General features: G+C 72.5%; 19 protein-coding genes. 9 read left to right on the top strand and 10 right to left on the bottom strand.

Going from position 1 to position 18,482, the window contains the following annotated elements; genetic code table 11:
* Positions 1-52: 52 nt before the first annotated feature.
* Genes KME79_RS01025 through KME79_RS01000 form a run of 6 tightly spaced genes read left to right on the top strand, consistent with a single transcriptional unit; the run spans position 53 to position 5,735 of the window.
* On the top strand, positions 53-1,327 hold the full coding sequence (locus KME79_RS01025) for a hotdog family protein (RefSeq protein ID WP_219542899.1): 1,275 nt from the start codon (positions 53-55) through the stop codon (positions 1,325-1,327).
* Complete coding sequence (locus tag KME79_RS01020) at positions 1,324-2,526, top strand: CaiB/BaiF CoA transferase family protein (RefSeq protein ID WP_219542898.1); 1,203 nt, start codon at positions 1,324-1,326, stop codon at positions 2,524-2,526. Before KME79_RS01025 ends, KME79_RS01020 begins: the two co-directional genes overlap by 4 nt.
* On the top strand, positions 2,523-3,668 hold the full coding sequence (locus KME79_RS46785; protein WP_308248731.1) for an acyl-CoA dehydrogenase family protein: 1,146 nt from the start codon (positions 2,523-2,525) through the stop codon (positions 3,666-3,668). The genes KME79_RS01020 and KME79_RS46785 overlap by 4 nt, the downstream gene beginning before the upstream one ends.
* Before the next feature lie 18 nt (positions 3,669-3,686).
* The gene (locus KME79_RS01010; protein WP_148035432.1) at positions 3,687-4,478 is read left to right on the top strand and encodes an enoyl-CoA hydratase/isomerase family protein; all 792 of its coding nucleotides are present in this window, start codon (positions 3,687-3,689) and stop codon (positions 4,476-4,478) included.
* Between the two features lie 43 nt (positions 4,479-4,521).
* Entirely contained in the window at positions 4,522-5,277 is a 756-nt protein-coding gene (gene fabG, locus KME79_RS01005; RefSeq protein ID WP_246639052.1) for a 3-oxoacyl-ACP reductase FabG, read from the top strand.
* Positions 5,277-5,735: a MaoC family dehydratase gene (locus tag KME79_RS01000; protein WP_219542897.1), complete on the top strand. Its 459-nt coding sequence runs from the start codon at positions 5,277-5,279 to the stop codon at positions 5,733-5,735. Before fabG ends, KME79_RS01000 begins: the two co-directional genes overlap by 1 nt.
* 49 nt (positions 5,736-5,784) lie before the next feature.
* Here the strand turns inward: KME79_RS01000 and KME79_RS00995 are convergent, their stop codons facing one another.
* From KME79_RS00995 to KME79_RS00985, 3 genes are all read right to left on the bottom strand, one after another.
* Positions 5,785-6,786, bottom strand: a complete 1,002-nt coding sequence (locus KME79_RS00995) for an LLM class flavin-dependent oxidoreductase (RefSeq protein ID WP_219542896.1) — start codon at positions 6,784-6,786, stop codon at positions 5,785-5,787.
* A gap of 9 nt (positions 6,787-6,795) precedes the next feature.
* Complete coding sequence (locus KME79_RS00990; protein ID WP_219542895.1) at positions 6,796-7,665, bottom strand: amidohydrolase family protein; 870 nt, start codon at positions 7,663-7,665, stop codon at positions 6,796-6,798.
* 71 nt (positions 7,666-7,736) lie between these two features.
* On the bottom strand, positions 7,737-8,933 hold the full coding sequence (locus KME79_RS00985) for an acyl-CoA dehydrogenase family protein (protein WP_148035436.1): 1,197 nt from the start codon (positions 8,931-8,933) through the stop codon (positions 7,737-7,739).
* A gap of 136 nt (positions 8,934-9,069) precedes the next feature.
* Between KME79_RS00985 and KME79_RS00980 the strand changes: the two genes are divergently transcribed.
* Both KME79_RS00980 and KME79_RS00975 read left to right on the top strand, forming a co-directional pair.
* Positions 9,070-10,023, top strand: coding sequence for a MaoC family dehydratase (locus KME79_RS00980; RefSeq protein ID WP_308248730.1), 954 nt, complete (start codon positions 9,070-9,072; stop codon positions 10,021-10,023).
* Between the two features lie 55 nt (positions 10,024-10,078).
* On the top strand, positions 10,079-10,825 hold the full coding sequence (locus tag KME79_RS00975; RefSeq protein ID WP_219542894.1) for a GntR family transcriptional regulator: 747 nt from the start codon (positions 10,079-10,081) through the stop codon (positions 10,823-10,825).
* 79 nt (positions 10,826-10,904) lie between these two features.
* On the opposite strand, the gene KME79_RS00970 is transcribed toward KME79_RS00975, so the two are convergent.
* The 3 genes from KME79_RS00970 to KME79_RS00960 all read right to left on the bottom strand — a co-directional run bounded on the left by KME79_RS00970 (position 10,905) and on the right by KME79_RS00960 (position 15,302).
* Positions 10,905-14,345, bottom strand: coding sequence for an AAA family ATPase (locus KME79_RS00970; protein WP_219542893.1), 3,441 nt, complete (start codon positions 14,343-14,345; stop codon positions 10,905-10,907).
* Positions 14,346-14,445: 100 nt separating this feature from the next.
* Positions 14,446-14,640, bottom strand: a complete 195-nt coding sequence (locus KME79_RS00965; protein ID WP_148035439.1) for a CsbD family protein — start codon at positions 14,638-14,640, stop codon at positions 14,446-14,448.
* A 122-nt stretch (positions 14,641-14,762) separates the two neighbouring features.
* Positions 14,763-15,302 (bottom strand): DoxX family membrane protein, encoded by a 540-nt coding sequence (locus KME79_RS00960; RefSeq protein ID WP_219542892.1) that lies wholly within the window; start codon positions 15,300-15,302, stop codon positions 14,763-14,765.
* 181 nt (positions 15,303-15,483) lie between these two features.
* Here KME79_RS00960 and KME79_RS44435 point away from each other — a divergent pair, with 181 nt between their 5' ends.
* Complete coding sequence (locus KME79_RS44435) at positions 15,484-15,837, top strand: DUF488 domain-containing protein (RefSeq protein WP_308248729.1); 354 nt, start codon at positions 15,484-15,486, stop codon at positions 15,835-15,837.
* Between the two features lie 5 nt (positions 15,838-15,842).
* Here the strand turns inward: KME79_RS44435 and KME79_RS00950 are convergent, their stop codons facing one another.
* Genes KME79_RS00950 through KME79_RS00935 form a run of 4 tightly spaced genes read right to left on the bottom strand, consistent with a single transcriptional unit; the run spans position 15,843 to position 18,476 of the window.
* Positions 15,843-16,250: a nuclear transport factor 2 family protein gene (locus tag KME79_RS00950; RefSeq protein WP_219542890.1), complete on the bottom strand. Its 408-nt coding sequence runs from the start codon at positions 16,248-16,250 to the stop codon at positions 15,843-15,845.
* Between the two features lie 12 nt (positions 16,251-16,262).
* Positions 16,263-16,475, bottom strand: a complete 213-nt coding sequence (locus KME79_RS00945; protein ID WP_148035443.1) for a ferredoxin — start codon at positions 16,473-16,475, stop codon at positions 16,263-16,265.
* 22 nt (positions 16,476-16,497) lie between these two features.
* A complete protein-coding gene (locus tag KME79_RS00940) occupies positions 16,498-17,241 on the bottom strand; it encodes an SDR family oxidoreductase (RefSeq protein WP_148035444.1) in 744 nt (247 codons plus the stop codon).
* Positions 17,238-18,476 (bottom strand): cytochrome P450, encoded by a 1,239-nt coding sequence (locus tag KME79_RS00935; protein ID WP_148035445.1) that lies wholly within the window; start codon positions 18,474-18,476, stop codon positions 17,238-17,240. Before KME79_RS00935 ends, KME79_RS00940 begins: the two co-directional genes overlap by 4 nt.
* Between the last annotated feature and the right edge of the window lie 6 nt (positions 18,477-18,482).

The raw sequence follows: 18,482 nt of genomic DNA, 5'->3' as shown, positions 1-18,482 counted from the left end.
ATAGTTATATATAAGATAGCAAAGAAAAGGCGAGAGAAGGCGGACAGGTTACATGGCTCCGACGGAAGAGAAGACCCGCCCCCGGATCACGGACGAGGGGGTGGAGGCGCTGCGGGCACGCATCGGCATCCCCCAGCCCAACCCCGTCCCGCCCCACTACCTGCGTCCGGGCACCGACGCGTTCCGGATCGTGGCCCGCGCGTACGGCGACGACAACCCGCTGTGGTGCGACCCCGACCACGCCGCCCGCTCCCGCTGGGGGCAGCCCATCGCCCCGTTCCCGCTGGTCGGCGGCGACAGCCTGATCGGCGAGGACGTGCTCACCGAGGCCGACCTGGCCAGGCAGGACGAGGTCAGGGGCGACCCGCTGCGCGGCGTGCACGCCTTCTACTCGGCCTGCGAGCGCGAGTGGTGGAACCCGCTCTACGAAGGCCGGGCCGTGCACCGGCGCAACGCGCTCGTGGGCGTGCTCGACAAGCCCAGCGAGTTCAGCGGCCGGGCCGTGCACGAGTGGAACGCCAACGTCTTCGCCACCGCCGACGGCACCCCGCTGGCCGGCCAGTACCGGCTGATGATCCGTACCGAGCGTGACGAGGCGCGCAAGCGCAAGAAGTACGACGACGTCGCGATCGAGCCGTGGACCGAGGAGAAGATCGCCGAGATCGACGCCCAGTACGCCGCCGAGCGGGCGCGCGGCGCGGAGCCGCGCTGGTTCGAGGACGTCGAGGAGGGCGAGGAGATCGCCCCGCTGGTCAAGGGCCCGCTGACGGTGACGGACATGGTCTGCTGGCACACCGGCATGGGGATGGGCGTGTACGGGGTCGCGCCGCTGCGGCTGGGCCACCGCAACCGGCAGCGCATCCCGCGCTTCTACCACCGCGACGACCTGGGCGTGTGGGACGCGATGCAGCGGGTCCACTGGGACCCCGAGTTCGCCCGCCGCTCCGGCAACCCGACCACCTTCGACTACGGGCGGATGCGCGAGACGTGGATGATCCACGCCTGCACCGACTGGATGGGCGACGACGCCTGGCTGTGGCGGATCCGGGTGGAGTTCCGCAAGTTCAACTACGTCGGCGACGCTCAGTGGATCACCGGCAAGGTGGTGCGCAAGCACCTCATGGAGGACGGCAACGGCGTCCACCCGGCCGTGGACCTGGAGCTGGCCGCCACCAACCAGCGCGGCGAGGTCACCGCGCCGGCCACCGCCACCATCCTGCTGCCGAGCCGCGAGCACGGCCCCGTCGCCCTGCCCGAGCCGATGGGCGGCGCGACCACGCTCGACGGCACCCTGCAGGCCGCGATCCGGCACTTCTCCCGGACATGACCAGGCCGCTCGACGGCGTGCTGGTCGTCTCGATGGAGCAGGCCGTGTCCGCCCCGTACGCCACCCGCCAGCTCGCCGACCTGGGCGCGCGGGTGATCAAGGTGGAGCGGCCCGACGGCGGCGACTTCGCCCGGGCCTTCGACACCCACGCCAACGGCACCGGGGCGCACTTCGCCTGGGCCAACAGGAACAAGGAGTCGCTGGCCCTGGACGTCAAGACGCCCGGGGGCCGGCGGGTCGTCGGCGAGCTGCTGGCCAGGGCCGACGTGTTCACGCACAACCTGGTGCCGGGGGCGGCCGCCCGGCTGAGGCTGGACGGCGCGTCGCTGCGCGCCGTCCACCCGCGGCTGGTGGTGTGTGAGATCTCCGGGTACGGCACCGGCGGGCCCTACGACGGGCGCAAGGCGTACGACCTGCTGGTCCAGGCGGAGTCCGGGCTGACGGCGATCACCGGCAGCCCGGAGGAGCCGGTCAAGCCGGGCATCTCGGTGGCCGACATCGCGGCGGGCATGTTCGCCTTCTCCAGCGTGCTGGCGGCGCTGCTGCGGCGTTCCGCCACCGGCGAGGGGTGCGTGCTGGAGGTGTCCATGCTGGACGCGATGGCCGACTGGATGGGGTACCCGCTGGTGGTGCGCAGACACGGCACCCAACCCGCGCTCGCCCCGGGGATGAGCCATCCGGCCATCGCGCCGTACGACGCCTACCGGGCGGCCGACGGGCGGCTGGTCACGGTGAGCGTGCAGAACGACCGCGAGTGGGCCAAGCTGGCCGCGTCGGTGCTGGGGCGGCCGGAGCTGGCCGACGACCCCCGGTACGCCACCAACCAGGCGCGCGTCGCGCACCGCGCCGTCATCGACGGGCTGGTGGCGGACGCCATCGGGGCCATGGACGCCGACCGCGCCGTGGCCGCCCTGCACGCGGCCGGGATCGGCTGCGGGCTCGTCAACGACCTGGCCGCCGTCGTCGACCACCCCCAGCTCGTGGCCCGCGACCGCTGGCTGACCGTGCCCGCCCCCGCCGGCCCGGTCTCCGCCCCGCTCCCCCCTCCGGTGACCGCGGCCTGGCAACCCCCCGCCGGCCCGGTCCCGGGCCTGGGCGAGCACACCGAGGCGGTGCTGCGGGAGCTGGGGTACGACGCGGCGGCCATCGCGAAGCTGCGCGCCGAGGGCGCCGTCCGGACGAGTGAGGAGAGGCCGTGACCGTTACCTCCGAAGAGGACCTTGAGGAGTTCCGCGAGAGCGTGCGGGGCGCGCTGTCGCAGGTCAGCACCTCGGCCCGGGTCAGGGCGGCGATGCTGACCGGGAGTGGGTGGGACGAGCCCACGTGGCGTGCCCTGGTGCAGCTCGACCTGCCCGGTCTGATGCTGCCTGAGCGGTGTGGCGGCAGCGGGCTCGGCGCGGCGGAGTTCGCCGTGGCCGCCGAGGAGTGCGGTGCCTGGCTGGCCTGCTCGCCGCTGTTCGGCACGTCGGTGCTGGCCGTGCCACTGCTGCTCGCGCTCGGCGACGACGCCGCGCTCGACGCGTACGGGCCGCGCATCGCGAGCGGCGACCTGACCGCCACCGTCGCGCTGGCCGAGGCCGGCGCCCGCTGGGACGTCGAGGCGATCCGCACCACCGCCCGCCGCGACGGCGACGGCTGGCGGCTCGACGGCGCCAAGACCCACGTCGTCGACGGCGCCACGGCGGACCTGCTGCTGGTCGTCGCGAACACACCCGACGGACCAGCCGTGTTCGCGGTCGAGCGCGCCACGGCTCCAGCGGGGGGCCCGGACGGGCGCGACGCGCATCCGGGGGTGGGCGTGGAGTCGCTGGTCACGCTGGATCTGACCAGGAAGATGGCGCGGGTGAAGTTCGACGGCACGCCGGCCGTGCGCGTCGGACCGGTCGGGTGCACAAGCGAGCTGGCCGGGGCCGCCGACGTGTCGCGGGCGTTGCTCGCGGCCGAGCAGACCGGGGTCGCGCAGCGGTGCCTGGACATGACGGTCGAGTACGCGAAGACGCGCATCCAGTTCGCCCGCCCGATCGGCTCGTTCCAGGTCATCAAGGAGCGGCTCGCCGACGCGCTGATCAAGGTCGAGTCCGCGCGCTCCGCCGTCTACACGGCGACCCGCTCGGAGGGCCCGGCGCTCGCGCGGGACTCGCGGGTGGCCGCGCTCATGGCGGGCAAGGCCGCGTCCTGGGTCACCGCCCAGACGATCCAGCTGCACGGCGGCGTCGGCTTCACCTGGGAGCATGACGCCCACCTCTACTTCAAGCGGGCGCGTACGAGCGCTCACCTGCTCGGGGAGGCCGGCGAGCACGTGACCGCGCTCGCCGGGATGCTCGAGCGCGAGGTCGTCTGACACGAGAGGGACACGAGCATGACGTACGAGACCATCAAGGTGGAGCGGCACGGCCGCGTCGGCTGGCTGATCAACGCCCGCCCCGGCGTGCTGAACGCGATGAACAACGCGATGCGCGACGAGCTGGCCGAGGCCTGGCTGGAGCTGGACCGGGACCCGTCGGTCCGGGTGATCGTGCACACCGGTGAGGGCCGCGCCTTCCAGACGGGGGCGGACCTCGCGGAGATAGCCGGTGACGGTGTGGGCATGCAGCGCTACCAGGACAGCCTGATGAACTTCGACCTGCACTTCACCTCCTGGCACCAGAACGTCTCCAAACCGGTCATCGCCGCCGTGAACGGCATCTGCGCCGGCGGCGGGCTGCACTTCGTGGCCGACGCCGACATCGTGATCGCCGCGTCCGACGCCACGTTCTTCGACCCGCACGTGAGCGTCGGCCAGGTGACCGCCATCGAGATGATCGGGCTGGCCAAGAAGATCCCGTTCGAGGCGGTGATGCGGATGGCGCTGGTCGGGTCGCACGAGCGGATGTCCGCCCAGCGCGCCCTCGAACTGGGCCTGGTCAGCCAGGTCGTGGACCCGCCGGAGCAGCTGCGCGAGGCCGCGCAGGAGCTGGCAGAGAAGGTCGCACGCAACTCCCCCGCCGCGATGGCCGCCACCAAGAAGGCCCTGTGGGCGGCGCTGGAGCTGGGGCTGACGGACGCCTGCAAGGTGGGCACCCAGCACCTCGTGGGCATGTGGGGGCATCATGACCAGAGCGAGGGCCCCCTCGCCTTCGTCGAGAAGCGCGAACCCCGCTGGGCTGAGTGAAGCACGAGCACGATCGACCCGCTGGGCTGAAAGAGAGAAGAGGATGGGTATGGAGATGAACCTGCTCGAAGGCCGCGCGGCCGTGGTCACCGGCTCGGCGCAGGGCATCGGCCTGGCGATCGCGACGGTCCTGGCCCGCAACGGCGCGTCCGTGGTGGTCAGCGACGTCAACGCGGAGGGTGCCAAGCAGGCGGCCGCCGACCTGGAGGCCCAGGGCCTGAAGGCGGTCGCGGTGCCGTGCGACGTGACCGACGAGGCGGCCGTCGAGGCGCTGGCCGACGCGTGCAAGAACGCCTTCGGGTCGCTGGACGTCATGGTCAACAACGCCGGCATCACCCGTGACGCCACGATGCCGAAGATGACCCTGGAGGACTTCAAGAAGGTGGTGGACGTCCACCTGACCGGGGCCTGGCTGGGCACCCGGGCCGCGGCGCGGATCATGCGGGAGCAGCGGCGCGGCGCCATCATCAACATCTCCTCCATTTCCGGAAAAGCCGGAAACTTCGGGCAGACGAACTACAGCTCCGCCAAGGCCGGCATGATCGGCCTCACCAAGGCCTCCGCCCGCGAGCTCGCCCGCCACCAGATCCGGGTCAACGCCATCCAGCCCGGCCCGATCCGTACGGCCATGACCGCCGGCATGCCGCCCGAGGCGCTGCAGAAGATGCTCGACAACATCCCGCTGGGCCGCATCGGCGAGCCGGAGGACATCGCCAACGCCGCACTCTTCCTGGCCTCCGACCTGTCGTCGTTCATCACCGGCATCACGGTGGAGGTCGCCGGCGGGAGGCACATGTGATGCGCGTCTTCGAGAGCCTCGCCGAGTTCACGGCGCAGGCCGGGCAGACGCTCGGCACCAGTGACTGGCTGGAGATCGGTCAGGAGCGGGTCGGCACGTTCGCCGACGCCACCGGCGACCACCAGTGGATCCACGTCGATCCGGTACGAGCCGCGGAGGGGCCGTTCGGCACCACGATCGCGCACGGCTACCTGTCGCTGTCGCTGCTGCCGGTCCTGGTCGGCACGATCTACCGGATCGAGGGCCTGCGGATGTCGGTCAACTACGGGCTGAACAAGGTGCGCTTCCCCAGCCCGGTGCCGGTCGGCTCGCGGGTGCGGGTCACCACCGAGCTACGGGAGGCCAAGGAGTCCAACGGCGGCGTCATGGCCGTGCTGGGCTCGACGATGGAGATCGAGGGCGGGACGAAACCTGCCTGCGTGGCCGAGACGATCTCGCTCTACTACCCGCAGGGCTGAAAAGGGGCCGCCCCCTCCGGAGCGCAGAACCGGAGGGGGCGGGCGTCGGCTACCAGCTCTTGAGCGTCGGCAGCACGCGGTCGGCGAACCGTTTGAGGTCCTCGTACGCCTCCTCGGGCGGCGTGCCGCCCGCCGGGCCGGAGTGCACGATGTCGGTCAGCGGCAGGCCCTTGACCAGGCCCTCCAGCGTCCCGATCACGGTGTCGGCGTCGCCGATGATCTCGTAGTCGCGGTAGGCCTCGGGGGTCGGCGCGAGACCGTACTGCAGGTCGGGGTCGCCCATCTCGTCGCGGATGCGCCGGTAGAAGTCCCAGCGCTCGAAGATGAGGTCCTTGCGGCGTTCCCAGACGGCGTCGGGGTTCTCGTCGGTGACGGTGATCGCCCACGGGTTCGACACGCGCACCTGGTCGCGCTCGACGCCGGCCTCGGCCAGGCCCTCGAAGTAGGCCTGGTGGAACTCGGGGTCCACGGAGGCGCCGTGCAGGTTGGCGCCCATCCTGCCGGCGCGGCGGGCGGCGGGCGGCGCGGTGGCGGCCACCCAGAGCGGCGGGTGCGGCTGCTGCAGCGGCGCGGGGGCGACGGTGACGTCCTTGAGGTCGTAGTAGCGGCCGCTGTAGCTGAAGGGCCGCTGGGTCCAGGCCAGCTTGAGCACCTCCAGGCCCTCCTGCATGCGGGACGGCCTGGTCTTGGGCGAGTAGCCGAGCGCGTGGTACTCGGCGGCGCTGTGGCCGGAGCCGACCGTCACGTCCAGCCGGCCCTCGGACACGTGGTCGAGGACCGCCGTCTCCTGCGCCAGCATGGCCGCGTGGTGCAGCGGGAGGATGTAGACGTACGAGCCGATCCTGATGGTCCTGGTGCGCTCCGCCAGCATGGTGAGGAAGATCGGCACGGACGGCGCGTACCCGTCCGGCTGGAAGAAGTGCTCCTGCACCATGACGTAGTCGAAGCCCATGGCCTCGGCCTCGCACATGAGGTGGAGGCAGTCCTCCCAGTGGTCGCGCCACGGCCGCCCGTGCGGGTTGCGCATGTCCATGGTGAATCCGACGTGCACGGTCTCTCCTCAGATCCGGTAGCGGCGCTCGGCGTTGGCGGCGAACACCCGGTCGCGCTCGGCGGCGGTCAGGTCGCCGGTGGCGCCCAGGTAGGCCTCGGCGACCTTGTCGTAGCCGCCGAAGATCGAGTCGACGGGGAAGTTGCTGCCGAAGAAGGAGCGGTCGACGCCGAAGACCTCCAGGCAGGCCTGGATCCACGGGCGCAGGGTCTCCGCGTCGAGCGTGTGCAGGCTCATGGGCAGGCCGGAGATCTTGCAGTCGACGTTGGCGAGCGAGGCGAGCCGGGTCAGGCCGTCACGCCAGGCGGTGAACTGGTCGGGGTCGCCGCCGTCGGGCCAGCCCGCGTGCTCCAGCACGACGGCGAGGCCGGGGAAGTCGCGCAGCAGCGACAGCCAGCCGTCGACCTCGCCGGGGTGGATGACGACGTCGAAGACGTGGCCGCCGGCGTCGAGCAGCTCGGCCAGCCGCCGGGTGACCGGGTCGGCCGGGTCGAACCCGTACAGCACCCTGATGCCCCTGAACAGCGGGCTCTTGGCCTGCTCGGCGAGGTCGGCGGCGACGGTCTCGGCGTCCGCGCCTGGCTCGACGGCGCCGATGACGGCGCCGACCAGGCCGTGCTCGGCGGCCACCCGGTCGAGCCAGCGGGCCTCGTCCAGGTGGGTGCCGGGGGCCGTGACGGCCGAGACGTGCACGGCCTTGACCACGTCGAGGCCGGAGCCCGCGGCGTCGGCCAGGTAGTGCTCGGGCAGGTAGTCGCGCCGCAGGCCGGCCATGTCGCCGATGCCGAAGTCGTCGGAGTCCTCGGGCGGGTCGAGGGCGGGATACCACTTGTGCTCGGTCAGATGCCACAGGTGCATGTGGCTGTCAACGAAGCGCACCGGGGCCACCTCACTTGAATCATTACAACAATAGCTAAGATACCGTCTCACCTGGGCCCCTGTCCACGACGTCAGCCGGGCAGCCCGTACTCCTCCAGCAGCCGGCGGCCGATGATCATGCGCTGGATGTCCGCCGTGCCCTCGCCGATGAGCAGCATCGGGGCCTCCCGGTAGAGGCGCTCGATCTCGTACTCGGTGGAGTAGGCGTAGCCGCCGTGGATGCGGAAGGACTCCTCCACCACGTCCCGGCAGTATTCGGAGGCGAGATACTTCGCCATCCCCGCCTCCAGGTCGTTGCGCTGCCCGGCGTCCTTCTTGCGCGCGGCCATGACCATCATCTGGTGCGCGGCCTCGACCTTGGTGGCCATGTCGGCGAGCCTGAACTGCACCGCCTGGTGCTCGGCGATCCGCTTGCCGAACGTCCGGCGCTCCTGCGCGTAGCGGACCGCCAGCTCGAAGGCGCGCAGCGCGACCCCGCAGCCGCGGGCGGCGACGTTCACCCGGCCGACCTCGACGCCGTCCATCATCTGGTAGAAGCCGCGCCCGGGGGTCCCGCCCAGCACCTGCGAGGCGGGGGCGCGGTAGCCGTCGAAGACCATCTCGGTGGTGTCGACGCCCTTGTAACCCATCTTCGAGATCTTGCCGGGGATGGTCAGCCCCGGCTCGACCTCGCCGTATCCCGGCTCCTTCTCGACCAGGAACGTGGTCATGTTCCGGTAGACCGAGTCGGCGCCCTCGTCCGTCTTCACCAGCACCGCCACCAGGTTGGCCGTGCCGCCGTTGGTGAGCCACATCTTCTGCCCGTCGATCACGTACCCGTCGCCGTCGCGCGCGGCCCTCGTCGTGATCGCCGAGACGTCCGACCCGCAGCCGGGCTCCGACATCGAGAACGCGCCGCGCACCTCGCCGGTGGCCATCCGCGGCAGGTAGTGCCGCCGCTGCTCCTCGGTGCCGTGCTTCATGATCATGTACGCGACGATGAAGTGGGTGTTGACGATGCCCGACACGCTCATCCAGCCCCGGGCGATCTCCTCCACGGCCAGGGCGTAGGTCAGCAGCGACTCGCCCAGCCCGCCGTACTCCTCGGGGATGGTCAGCCCGAACAGCCCCATCTCGCGCATGCCTTCGACGATCTCCTGCGGGTACGCGTCCTCGCGCTCGAGACGCTGGGCCACGGGCAGGATCTCCTTGTCCGCGAACTCCCTGACCGTGCGGAGAATCTCCCGCTGCACGTCGGTGAGTCCGTCGGTCTGCGCGAGCCGTCCCATGCGTACCTCCTCGTCGATTTGTACGGCCATATTTATGACACATGCCCGGTACGCGTCACAAGGGCGGGTTGACAGCCACGCGGCGGGCCGGTTTTGATTTGGCCGTATATTTCCGCACGAGAGCAGGAGACAGCCGGTGGCGATCGTGGACGGCCCGTACTTCGAGGACCTGCGCGCCGGGATGCGGTTCGACGGCGCCCCGGCCATCACGCTCACCGAAGGGCTGGCGGCGGCCCACCAGGCGATCGTCGGCTGCCGGCTGCCGCTGGCGCTCGACCACGGACTGTCGCGCCGGGTCGCCGGCGAGACCCTCGCCGCGCCCCACCTGGTCTGGGACGTCGCCATCGGCCAGTCCACGGTCGCCACCCACACCGTGGTGGCCAACCTGTTCTACCGAGGCGTGGTGTTCCGGCGGGCGCCCGCGATCGGCGACACGCTCACGACGGTGACCGAGGTGGCCGGGCTGCGGCAGAACTCGCGCCGCCCCGGCCGCACGCCGACCGGGCTGGCCGCCCTCCGGATCAGCACCACCGACCAGGAGGGCCGCCCGGTCCTCGACTTCTGGCGGTGCGCGATGCTGCCGCTGCGCGACGGCGACCTCGACACCGGCCACGCCGAGGACCTGTCGGCCGTCGGCGCCGCGCCGGGGCACGACGAGCTGGCCGCGGTGACGGCCGGCTGGGACCTGTCCGCCCACCCCCAGGGCGGGGCGTTGAGCGCCGGCGACGTGTTCGAGGTGGCGGGCGGCGACGTGGTCTCGTCGGCCCCCGAGCTGGCCCGGCTCACCCTCAACGTCGCCAAGGTGCACCACGACGCGGCGGCGGGCGAGCGCCTGGTCTACGGCGGGCACACCATCGGGATCGCGCTCCACCAGGCCGTGCGGGCGCTGCCCTCGCTGGTCACCGTCGTCGGCTGGCACGGCTGCGACCACCTCGGCCCGGTACGCGAGAACGACACGCTCACCAGCACCGTCGAGGTCGAGCGGCTGGACCCGCTGCCGTCCGGCACGCTGGCGCACCTGCGCTCGCGGGTCCGCGCCAACCGCTCCACCGACGTCCTCGACTGGCGTTTCGCGGCGGTGCTCGCGTGATCGGAAAGCCGGCGCGGGCCGGTAGGCTGCCGCGAGGTCGACGGGAGGTCGGGCGATGGCGAGCACCGGGCGCAGGGAGAGCAGCTACAGCGCGCTCGCCCGCGAGGTCCGCGGCGACATCCTGTCGGGCCGCTACGCGGACGGGCGGCGGCTCCCCACCGAGGCCGAGCTCGCCGAACGTCACGGGGTGAGCAGGCAGACGGTACGACGCGCGTTCCAGGACCTGGTCGCCGAGGGCCTGGTCTACAGGGTCCCGGGGCGCGGCACGTTCGCCAGCCCGCGCGAAGGCACCTACCTGCGCCAGTTCGGCTCGGTCGAGGACCTCATGGCCCTGTCGGTGGACACGCGGATGGACATCACCGTGCCGCTGCACCGGCGCGTGGACGTGGCGGCGGCCGGCCGGCTCCGGCTGGCCAGCGACGCCGTGAGCAGCCTGGCGTTCCGGCGGCTGCACGACGCGGTGCCGTTCTGCCTCACCACCGTGTTCCTGCCGCCGCACGTGGGCGGACTGCTACGGGACGTGCCGGAGCTGGCGGCCGAGGGGGCCACCAGCGCGTTCACCGTCATCGGACTGCTCGACACCCGGCTCGGCGCGCCCATCGCGGAGGCCGACCAGAGCATCACCGTCGCCGCCGCCGACCCGGCCACGTCCCGCCACCTCGGCTGCGCCCCCGGCCACCCACTCCTGCGGATCGACCGCCTCTACCACGACACCGACGGCACCCCGGTCGAGCTGGCGATCAGCCACTTCCTCCCGGAGCACTACTCCTACCGCACCCACCTCCGCCGCAGCGTCACCTGACCGCCGCAGTGTCACAGGCGCGGGTGCCGGGGTCCTGCCCCACCCACCTGCACCGCAGCGTCAGCTGAGCGCCGCGTCGTCACAGGCGCCAGGTGATGGGGGTGTCGGGTTGGTAGCGGCAGGTGGAGCCGGTGGAGACCGTGGCGCGGAGGTGGGCGGCCAGTTCGGGGTGGGCGCGGTCGAGCTTGCGCAGCACGTCGCGGATGCGGGCGGTGACCGTTTTGCGGGCGCGTTCGGCCTCGTCGCCCAGGCGGCGGGAGCGCCCGCCGAGGCCGGCCGCGCGGCGCAGTTCCTCCAGCAGGGCCGCGCGCTCGCCGTCGAGCTCGGCGGCCCGCCGGTCGTCGCCCAGCTCGGTCGCGCGGTCGATCTCCTCGTCCAGCAGGGTCAGGTGGTGCCGGTAACGGGCCTTGGCCTCCTCGTCGAGGACGTCGTCACCGCCCATCCGCCGTGCGGCCACCACCAGCTCGCCGCCCTCCGGATCGAGCAACCGTACGGCCGGCATGTCGGTCCCCGGGCTGCCCAGCAGCGTGTGCAGGTCGCGCAGCCCTTTCGCGTCGGGCACGTGCACCGCCCGCCCGGCGAACACCAGCGACCAGACGGCCCCCTCCCTGCTGAACCTCGGACCGCCACCTCCTGGGCCCGCGCCCGCCGCACCGTACGCACCGTCGAACCCGACAGCCGCATCACCCGGCCCGACCCCAGTCACAGGGCGGCCACCCACCGAAGGACCCACACCCGAGCCCCCGGACGGCCCCGCCCGCGAACGGGCACTCCTCGACGAGTGCCCGCCCAGCACCGAACCGACGCTCCCAGACAGACCCGCGCCCGTGTCTTCACCGGCATCCCCGGATTGACCCGCGCCCATCACTTCACCGGTATCCCCCGACCGACCAGCGCCCCTCACTACACCGGCACCCCCCGACCGGCCCGCGCCGTCGGATTCGTCGGTGCCCGGCGGTGCCGGGGAAGCAGGGGTGGTGTCCGGGAGGAGGTCATGGACGCGGGCCGTCAGGTGGCGCATGCCCAGCGTCGTAGCCTCCTGACCGGCGTGTTCCAGGAGGGCGCGGGCCGCGGGGAGGTCGCCCGGGGCGGCGCGGGACAGGAGGGCGTCGGCGAGGTGGACGCGGGCCAGCACCGACCACGGGCGGGCGCGCATGCGGTCGGCCGACCGGTGGGCGGCGGTGAAGCCGGCGATCGCCTCGTCCCAGCGCTCGTCGGCCGCGTCGATGAGCGCCAGCCACAGGTCGAACGGCCCGCTGACGTCCCAGCCCATGAGCGAGACCGCCCACCGCCCGCGGTGCGGCTCCAGCGCGGCGCGGGCCCGCGCGCACAGGTCGGGGTCGTGGGCCGCGGCCGCCGTCTCCGCCAGGAAGCGCAGCCACAGCGGCTGGGCGATGCGGTTGCGCGGCTCGCCCTCGGCCAGCCGGCGCAGCGCCGTGTCGAGGTCGCCGGTGTGGAGCGCGGTCAGGCCTTCCAGCAGGCCGGGGCAGAGGTGGCCGCTGCCCCGGAGCAGCCGGACGACCTCCTCCTGCTCGCCGAACCTGCCCTGCAGCGACAGGATCGACCACTGGTGGTGGAGGAGCATGTCGATGTAGTGGGGGTGTTTCCTGGCGTCGCTGTCGCGCACCTCGGCCAGCAGCTTCTCCGCCTCGGCCAGGCGTCCGCCGAGCGCGGCGACGATGCTGGCGTCGACGGCGGTGTTGAGGTCGACGCTGGGCAGCTCGCTGCGCCGCCCCAGAGCCTGGTAGTCGTGGAACCGGTCGAGGTAGCCCGGGTCGCCCTGCTCGATCATGGCGACCCAGCGCAGCGCGGAGGCGAAGTGTTCGAGCTCGGGGTCGCCGGTGCGCCGGGCCAGGCCGATCAGCTCCTCCACCAGCCGCATCCGCTCTCCGGCGGTGTCGGGCCCCTTGAGGATGTCGTGGTGTGCCCAGAGGCTGAAGACCAGCGCGTCGTCGCCGCCGGCGCGTGCCCGGGCCGCGAGGTGGAAGACGAGGTCGAGCGCGAGCCGGTCGTCGGGCGCGGCGCCGCCGACGAGCGCGGCGTGCGCCTCGCGGAGGTGCGGCAGCGCGTCGGACAGCCCGAACTTGCGCAGCCAGGTGAGCGCGACGCGGGTGAGCAGCTCGCGGTCGTCCAGCTCGCGGGCGATGGCCCAGGCCTCGCCGAACAGCCGCCGCGCGGTCTCGCGCTCGCCGACGTGGGACAGCTCGAAGCCGAGGCTGAGCGCCGCCTTGGCGCGGGTGCGGGGGGAGGTGGCGCGGCTCAGCTGGTGAGCACGGCGCAGGTGGCCGAGATGCTCCTCGGCCGCGATGCGGCGGCCGGCGTCGCGGGCGGCGGCGAGCTGGAGCTCGACCACCCGCTCGGGGTCGACCCGGTCACCGGCCAGGTGGGCGTGGCGGGCCAGGTGGCCCGGCAGCATCCGGGCGGCCAGGCCGGGGTCGCGGTCGACGGCGTCGACGACGGCGCCGTGCAGGGCGCCCGGGTCGTCGAGCGAGTCGTACAGGGTCTCGCGGACGAGGTCGTGGGCGAAGGCGAAGACCCCGCCGCCTTCGGCGGTCACCAGCTTGGCGACGACCGCCAGCTCCAGGAGCCGGTCGACGTGCGCGGTCGGCTGCCGGGCGGCGGCGGCCAGCAGTTGCCGGGGGAAGCGCCTGCCGAGCACGGCGGCGATCGGCAGCAGCCGCGAGACGGGCTCGGGCAGCAGGGAGAGCCGCCGCAGCAGGGCGTCGCGCACGCCCGGGGGGACGGCGCCGGCCGAGCCGCCGCTGTGCCACAGGCGGGCGGTCTGCTCGACGAAGAACGGGTTGCCGCCCGTGCGGACGTGGACCTCGGAGACCAGGTCGGGCGGCGGGTCGGCGCCGACGGTGCGGGTCATGAGCGCGGCCACGCCGGCCGCGTCGAGACCGGTGAGGGTGATGGTGGTGGCCTTGAGCGCGAGCGGTGACAACAGCTCGCGCAGCGGGTGGTCGGCGGTCTCGACCTCGGTGTCGCGGTAGGTGCCGATCAGCAGCAGCCGCTCGAACCAGGTCTGCTGGGCCGCGAACGCGAGCAGCCGCAGCGAGGCGGGGTCGGCGAAGTGGAGGTCGTCGAGGACGACGACCACCGGCTGCCGCTGCGCCAGCACCACCAGGGCGTCGGTGACGGCGTCGTAGACCTGGAAGCCGTCGGGCGCCGTCTCCCCCGCCGCCGCCTCGCCGAGCAGCACGGCCAGCACGTCACCGGCGGACTGCCTGGCCTCCGCCCACCGCTCGGGCCCGGCGGCGCGGCGCAGGGCGCGCAGCGCCTGCACCCACGGCCAGTAGCCCGGCGCGCTGCCGGCCTCCCAGCAGGAGCCCGCCGCGACCAGCGCTCCCCTGCCGCGGGCCTGCGCCGCCGCGCTGCTGACGAGCGTGGTCTTGCCGATGCCGGCCTCGCCGGTGACCAGCACCAGCCCCCCGTGGCTGTCGATCACCCGGCCGATCTCGGCACGCAGCAGCCCGGCGGGGTGGTCCCTGCCGATGAGATCGCGTGCCGTCCCGTTCATGACACTGGCAACGTAGCCTGCCGCACCGACAGAATCCGGTCATGGGCAGGGCCGCCCCGGTCGATCCGGCGGCGGCCCGCGTGTCCTCAGTGCCGTGCGGTCAGTGCTTGAAGGCGTCCTTGACGTGCCTGGCGGCGTCCTTGGCCTTCTCACCGGCCTGCTTGACCTTGCTCTTGCTCTGGTCGGCGCGGCCCTCCGCCTCAAGACGCTCGTCGTCCGTGGCGCGGCCCATGCCTTCCTTGGCACGGCCCTTCATCTCTTCGGCCTTGTTGGAAATCTTGTCGTCGGCGCCCATGGCCGGCCCCCATCCTTCTCGATGAAAGAACTCCGGGCTGCCTCTATCCGAGGCCGCCACCGGGAAACGTCAAGGCGGAAGCCCGGCCCTCTGACGAGGACCGGGCTCCAGTGGGGAAGGGGTTACTTGAGTATCGGGTACCGCTGGACGATGGCCGTCTTGCCGAGACCGAGGGTTTCGCCCGCGTTGGCCATGGCCAGACCGGCCAGGACGACCGTGTAGACGAGGTGCTCGTCCATGAAGGGGTTGGTGGTCAGGGGCAGTGCCGCCGCCCACATCATCACCATCATCAGGCCGCCGGCGACCGCCGCGACGCGGGTGCCGATGCCGAGCATGAGCGCGAGGCCGATGCCGAGGAGTCCGAGCATGAACAGCCAGTCGACCCAGGCGTGGCCGGCGAGTGCGGTGAAGAAGCCGCCGAGCGCGTTCTCCTCGGTGCCCTTCAGGAAGCCGGTGGTCGGGCTGCCGCCCGCCAGCCAGGCCTTCTCGGCCGTGGTGGCGAAGCCCAGGCCGAAGGTCTTGTCGAGGAAGGCCCACAGGAAGGTCCAGCCCAGTGCGATCCGGGCGATGGCCCACACGTAGTCGACGGGGCGGCGGGTGTGCGCCTCGGGAATCTGCACCGGGATCCTGCGTGCCGTGGGGCGGTCGTACGTGGTGGCCATGGCTCCTGTCCTTTCAGGGGTGCCTGCTGCTGGTTACAGTTCACCGCACCGGCGATCACGCAGGCAGAGCCGTACGACCCCGGCTCGATGGGACCTTCGGCACCCGTCCGTACGCCGTCCGCCCCTACCTTCTCCCGGCCACCACGTGGTGTCCTGGCGGGAAGAGGGTAGGCGAGCAGACGTGGGATCCATCACCATCCAGCGCGTGTACGAAGACCCGCCGGCCGAGGGGGCCGTTTTCCTGGTGGACCGGGTGTGGCCGCGCGGCGTGCGCAAGGACGACCTGCGGCTCGACGGCTGGGTGCGGGACGCCGCGCCGTCGAAGGAGCTGCGCCAGTGGTTCGGCCACCGGCCCGAGCGGTTCGCCGAGTTCGCCGTACGCTACCGGGCCGAGCTCGACGCCGGCCGCGAGTCGCTGCGCCCGCTGCTCGACGCCGCCGCCGAAGGGCCGGTGACCCTGCTCTACTCGGCCAAGGACACCGAGCACAACCAGGCCGTGGTGCTCCGCGACTACCTGCTGGAGCACCCCGGCTGAAGGCGTCAGAACGCGCCGTCGAGGGTGACGGAGCTCTCGTCGAACCTGAGCTCGCCGCCCTCCTCCCGGACGACGAAGCGGTAGGTCCCGGTGCACCTCGGCCGCAGCACGCCGTCGACGGTGACCATGAGCGTCAGGTAGGCGGCGACCGTCGAGGTGGCGCCCGCGACGGAGGCGACGCGGACATTGGTGATCACGTGCCGCCGGGTGTCCGTCTGCCGGCCGATCGTCCCGCCGAAGTGCGCCCGGATCGCGTCGTGACCCTCGTGGGGGCCGTAGAGCGTGCCGTCGGCGGCCTGGACGCTGTAGCGCGCCCCCGGCCAGTAGCAGGCCAGGACCGCGTCCGGGTCCTTCGTGTCGAGACCCCAGGCGAAGTCACCGAGGAGGGTGTTGAGTGCGGCCCAGTCGGGCATGGCTCCTCCCTCTCAGTCGCCGAGCGGTCTGAGCGTGATCGCGAGCTCGGGGCACCCTTCGGCCGCCAGGCCCGCCTCCTCGGCCTCCGGACCGCTCACGACGTCGGCCAGCGGCATCGCCTTCGAGTCGTCGGGCCTCATCCCGAACAGCCCCGGCGCCGTGGCGACGCACATCCCGTGCGCCTGGCACTGGTCCAGGTCCACTTCTATCTTGTAGGCGCTCATCAGCGTCCCTTCCTGCCGAACCTCATGGGGAACTCCGCACGGCGGGTGTCGCCGCGGTCTCGCCGCCGTCGGCGACGAAGTCGGCGCCCGTGCAGAAAGCCGACTCGTCCGAGGCGAGGAACACGACCAACGGCGCGACCTCGTCCACCGACCCCTTCTTCCGCCGCAGGCTGCCGCCCGGGCCGGCGAAGTCGGCGGTCATGGGGGTCTCGACCAGGCCGGGCACGATCGTGTTCACGCGCACCCCGTACGGGGCGAGCTCGACGGCGGCGGCCTTGGTCATCCCGCGCACCGCCCACTTGCCGGCCGTGTAGCCGATGATGCCGGGGAAGCCGGTCACCCCGGCCGTGCTCGACACGTTGACGATGGAGCCGCCGCCGCCTTCGCGCATGAGGGGGACGACCGCCTTCATGCCCAGGAACGTGCCGAACGCGTTCACCTCCAGCACCCGCTGGAAGGATGCCGCGTCCGTCTCCATGAGGGCGGTCCTGTGCACGATGCCGGCGTTGTTGACCAGCACGTCGAGGCGCCCGTAGCGCCGGCGGCAGTGGTCGGTCGCGGCCGCCCACGCGGACTCGTCCACGACGTCGAGCGCCACGGACGAGGCGTGCGGCCCGCAGTCCCCGGCGACCGCCCGCGCCGCCTCGGCGGCCACGTCGGTCACCACGACCCGCGCGCCTTCGGCGGCCAGAGCCCGGCAGTAGGCCGCGCCGAGGCCCGCCGCGCCGCCCGACACGAGCGCCACCTTGCCGTCGAGCCTGCTCATGCGGCCAGGTTCACGTAGAGGTCGCGTGGGCCGCGGGTGCGCAGGCCGACGTCGACCGGCTCGGCGCCGTCGGCGAGCCGCATGCCGGGGAACGAGTCGAGGAGCAGGTTGAGCCCGACCTCCATCTCCGTCTTGGCGAGCATCGCGCCGAGGCAGAAGTGGCGGCCCGTGCCGAAGGAGAGGTGGCCCGCCGCTCCGCTGAAGGCCCGGGCCGGGTCGAGGTCGGGGCGGCCGATGACGAACTCCTCGGACCTCTCGAAGCGCGACTCGTCCCGGTTGGCCGAGGCCGCGATGAGCAGCATCGTCGACCCGGCGGGCACCTGGACGCCCTCCAGCTCGACGTCCTCCTCGCACATGCGGGTGGTGATCTGGCTGGGCGGGGAGAAGCGCAGCGTCTCGGCGATCGCCGCGTCCACCAGGTCACGGTTGTCGCGCACCCGGGCCCACTCGCCGCCGACCAGCAGGTTCTTGCACAGGCTCCCGAACGCCTTGTCGGTCGTCTCGCCACCGGCGGTCAGCAGGAGGCTGATGTACGCGCGCACCTCGTCGTCGGTCATGCGGTAGTCGTCCACCTGGGACTGGACGAGCATCGAGATCAGGTCGTCGCCGGGGTGCTCGCGACGGTACGCGATCAGCGGGGCCATGTAGCCGGCCAGGTCCGCCCTGGCCTGGAGGCCCTGACGGTGCACCTCCTCGTCGCCGGAGAGGTTGCTGACGAACGCCATGATCTTGCCGTACCACCCCGCGAACAGCTCGTGGTCGGACTCCGGCAGCCCGAGCATGTCGGCGATCACCGCGATCGGGTACCGATGCGCGAACCCCGCCACGAGGTCGACGCGCGAGCCGTCCGCGCTGTCGCGCATCTCGTCGGCCAGCCGCTGGGCGCGGCGCGGGACGATCTGCTCCAGGATCTTGGCGGCCGTGCGGTGGATGAGGGCGTGCACGCGGTCGAGGCCCTGGCCGCGGAAGTGCGGGGTGAGCAGGGCGCGGTTCTTCGCGTGCAGGAGCCCGTCCATCGACAGGACCGTCCGGCCGTGGATGGCCTCAAGGGTCCCGGTGTAGGCGCGGGTCGAGAAGCGCGCGTCCTTGTAGACCGAGGAGACGCCGCGGTACGTGCTCACCAGGAACGATCCGAGCCGCGCGTCCTGGAGGACGGGGGCGTCGGCGCGGAGTTCCCGATAGAAGGCGTGGGGATCCGCCGCGACCTCCGGATCGAGGATAGATGAGCGTGTCATGCCTGC

Source organism: Nonomuraea harbinensis (assembly GCF_019396385.1).
GTDB lineage: Bacteria > Actinomycetota > Actinomycetes > Streptosporangiales > Streptosporangiaceae > Nonomuraea > Nonomuraea ferruginea.
Note: the sequence above shows the minus strand (reverse complement) of the source record. Positions and strands in the feature narration are given on the sequence as shown.

Coding starts and splice junctions, on each gene's coding strand:
- KME79_RS01025 (WP_219542899.1), top strand. CDS start 53: ATGGCTCCGACGGAAGAGAAGACCCGCCCCCGGATCACGGACGAGGGG.
- KME79_RS01020 (WP_219542898.1), top strand. CDS start 1,324: ATGACCAGGCCGCTCGACGGCGTGCTGGTCGTCTCGATGGAGCAGGCC.
- KME79_RS01010 (WP_148035432.1), top strand. CDS start 3,687: ATGACGTACGAGACCATCAAGGTGGAGCGGCACGGCCGCGTCGGCTGG.
- fabG (WP_246639052.1), top strand. CDS start 4,522: ATGGGTATGGAGATGAACCTGCTCGAAGGCCGCGCGGCCGTGGTCACC.
- KME79_RS01000 (WP_219542897.1), top strand. CDS start 5,277: ATGCGCGTCTTCGAGAGCCTCGCCGAGTTCACGGCGCAGGCCGGGCAG.
- KME79_RS00985 (WP_148035436.1), bottom strand. CDS start 8,933: ATGGGACGGCTCGCGCAGACCGACGGACTCACCGACGTGCAGCGGGAG.
- KME79_RS00975 (WP_219542894.1), top strand. CDS start 10,079: ATGGCGAGCACCGGGCGCAGGGAGAGCAGCTACAGCGCGCTCGCCCGC.
- KME79_RS00970 (WP_219542893.1), bottom strand. CDS start 14,345: ATGAACGGGACGGCACGCGATCTCATCGGCAGGGACCACCCCGCCGGG.
- KME79_RS00965 (WP_148035439.1), bottom strand. CDS start 14,640: ATGGGCGCCGACGACAAGATTTCCAACAAGGCCGAAGAGATGAAGGGC.
- KME79_RS00960 (WP_219542892.1), bottom strand. CDS start 15,302: ATGGCCACCACGTACGACCGCCCCACGGCACGCAGGATCCCGGTGCAG.
- KME79_RS00950 (WP_219542890.1), bottom strand. CDS start 16,250: ATGCCCGACTGGGCCGCACTCAACACCCTCCTCGGTGACTTCGCCTGG.
- KME79_RS00945 (WP_148035443.1), bottom strand. CDS start 16,475: ATGAGCGCCTACAAGATAGAAGTGGACCTGGACCAGTGCCAGGCGCAC.
- KME79_RS00940 (WP_148035444.1), bottom strand. CDS start 17,241: ATGAGCAGGCTCGACGGCAAGGTGGCGCTCGTGTCGGGCGGCGCGGCG.
- KME79_RS00935 (WP_148035445.1), bottom strand. CDS start 18,476: ATGACACGCTCATCTATCCTCGATCCGGAGGTCGCGGCGGATCCCCAC.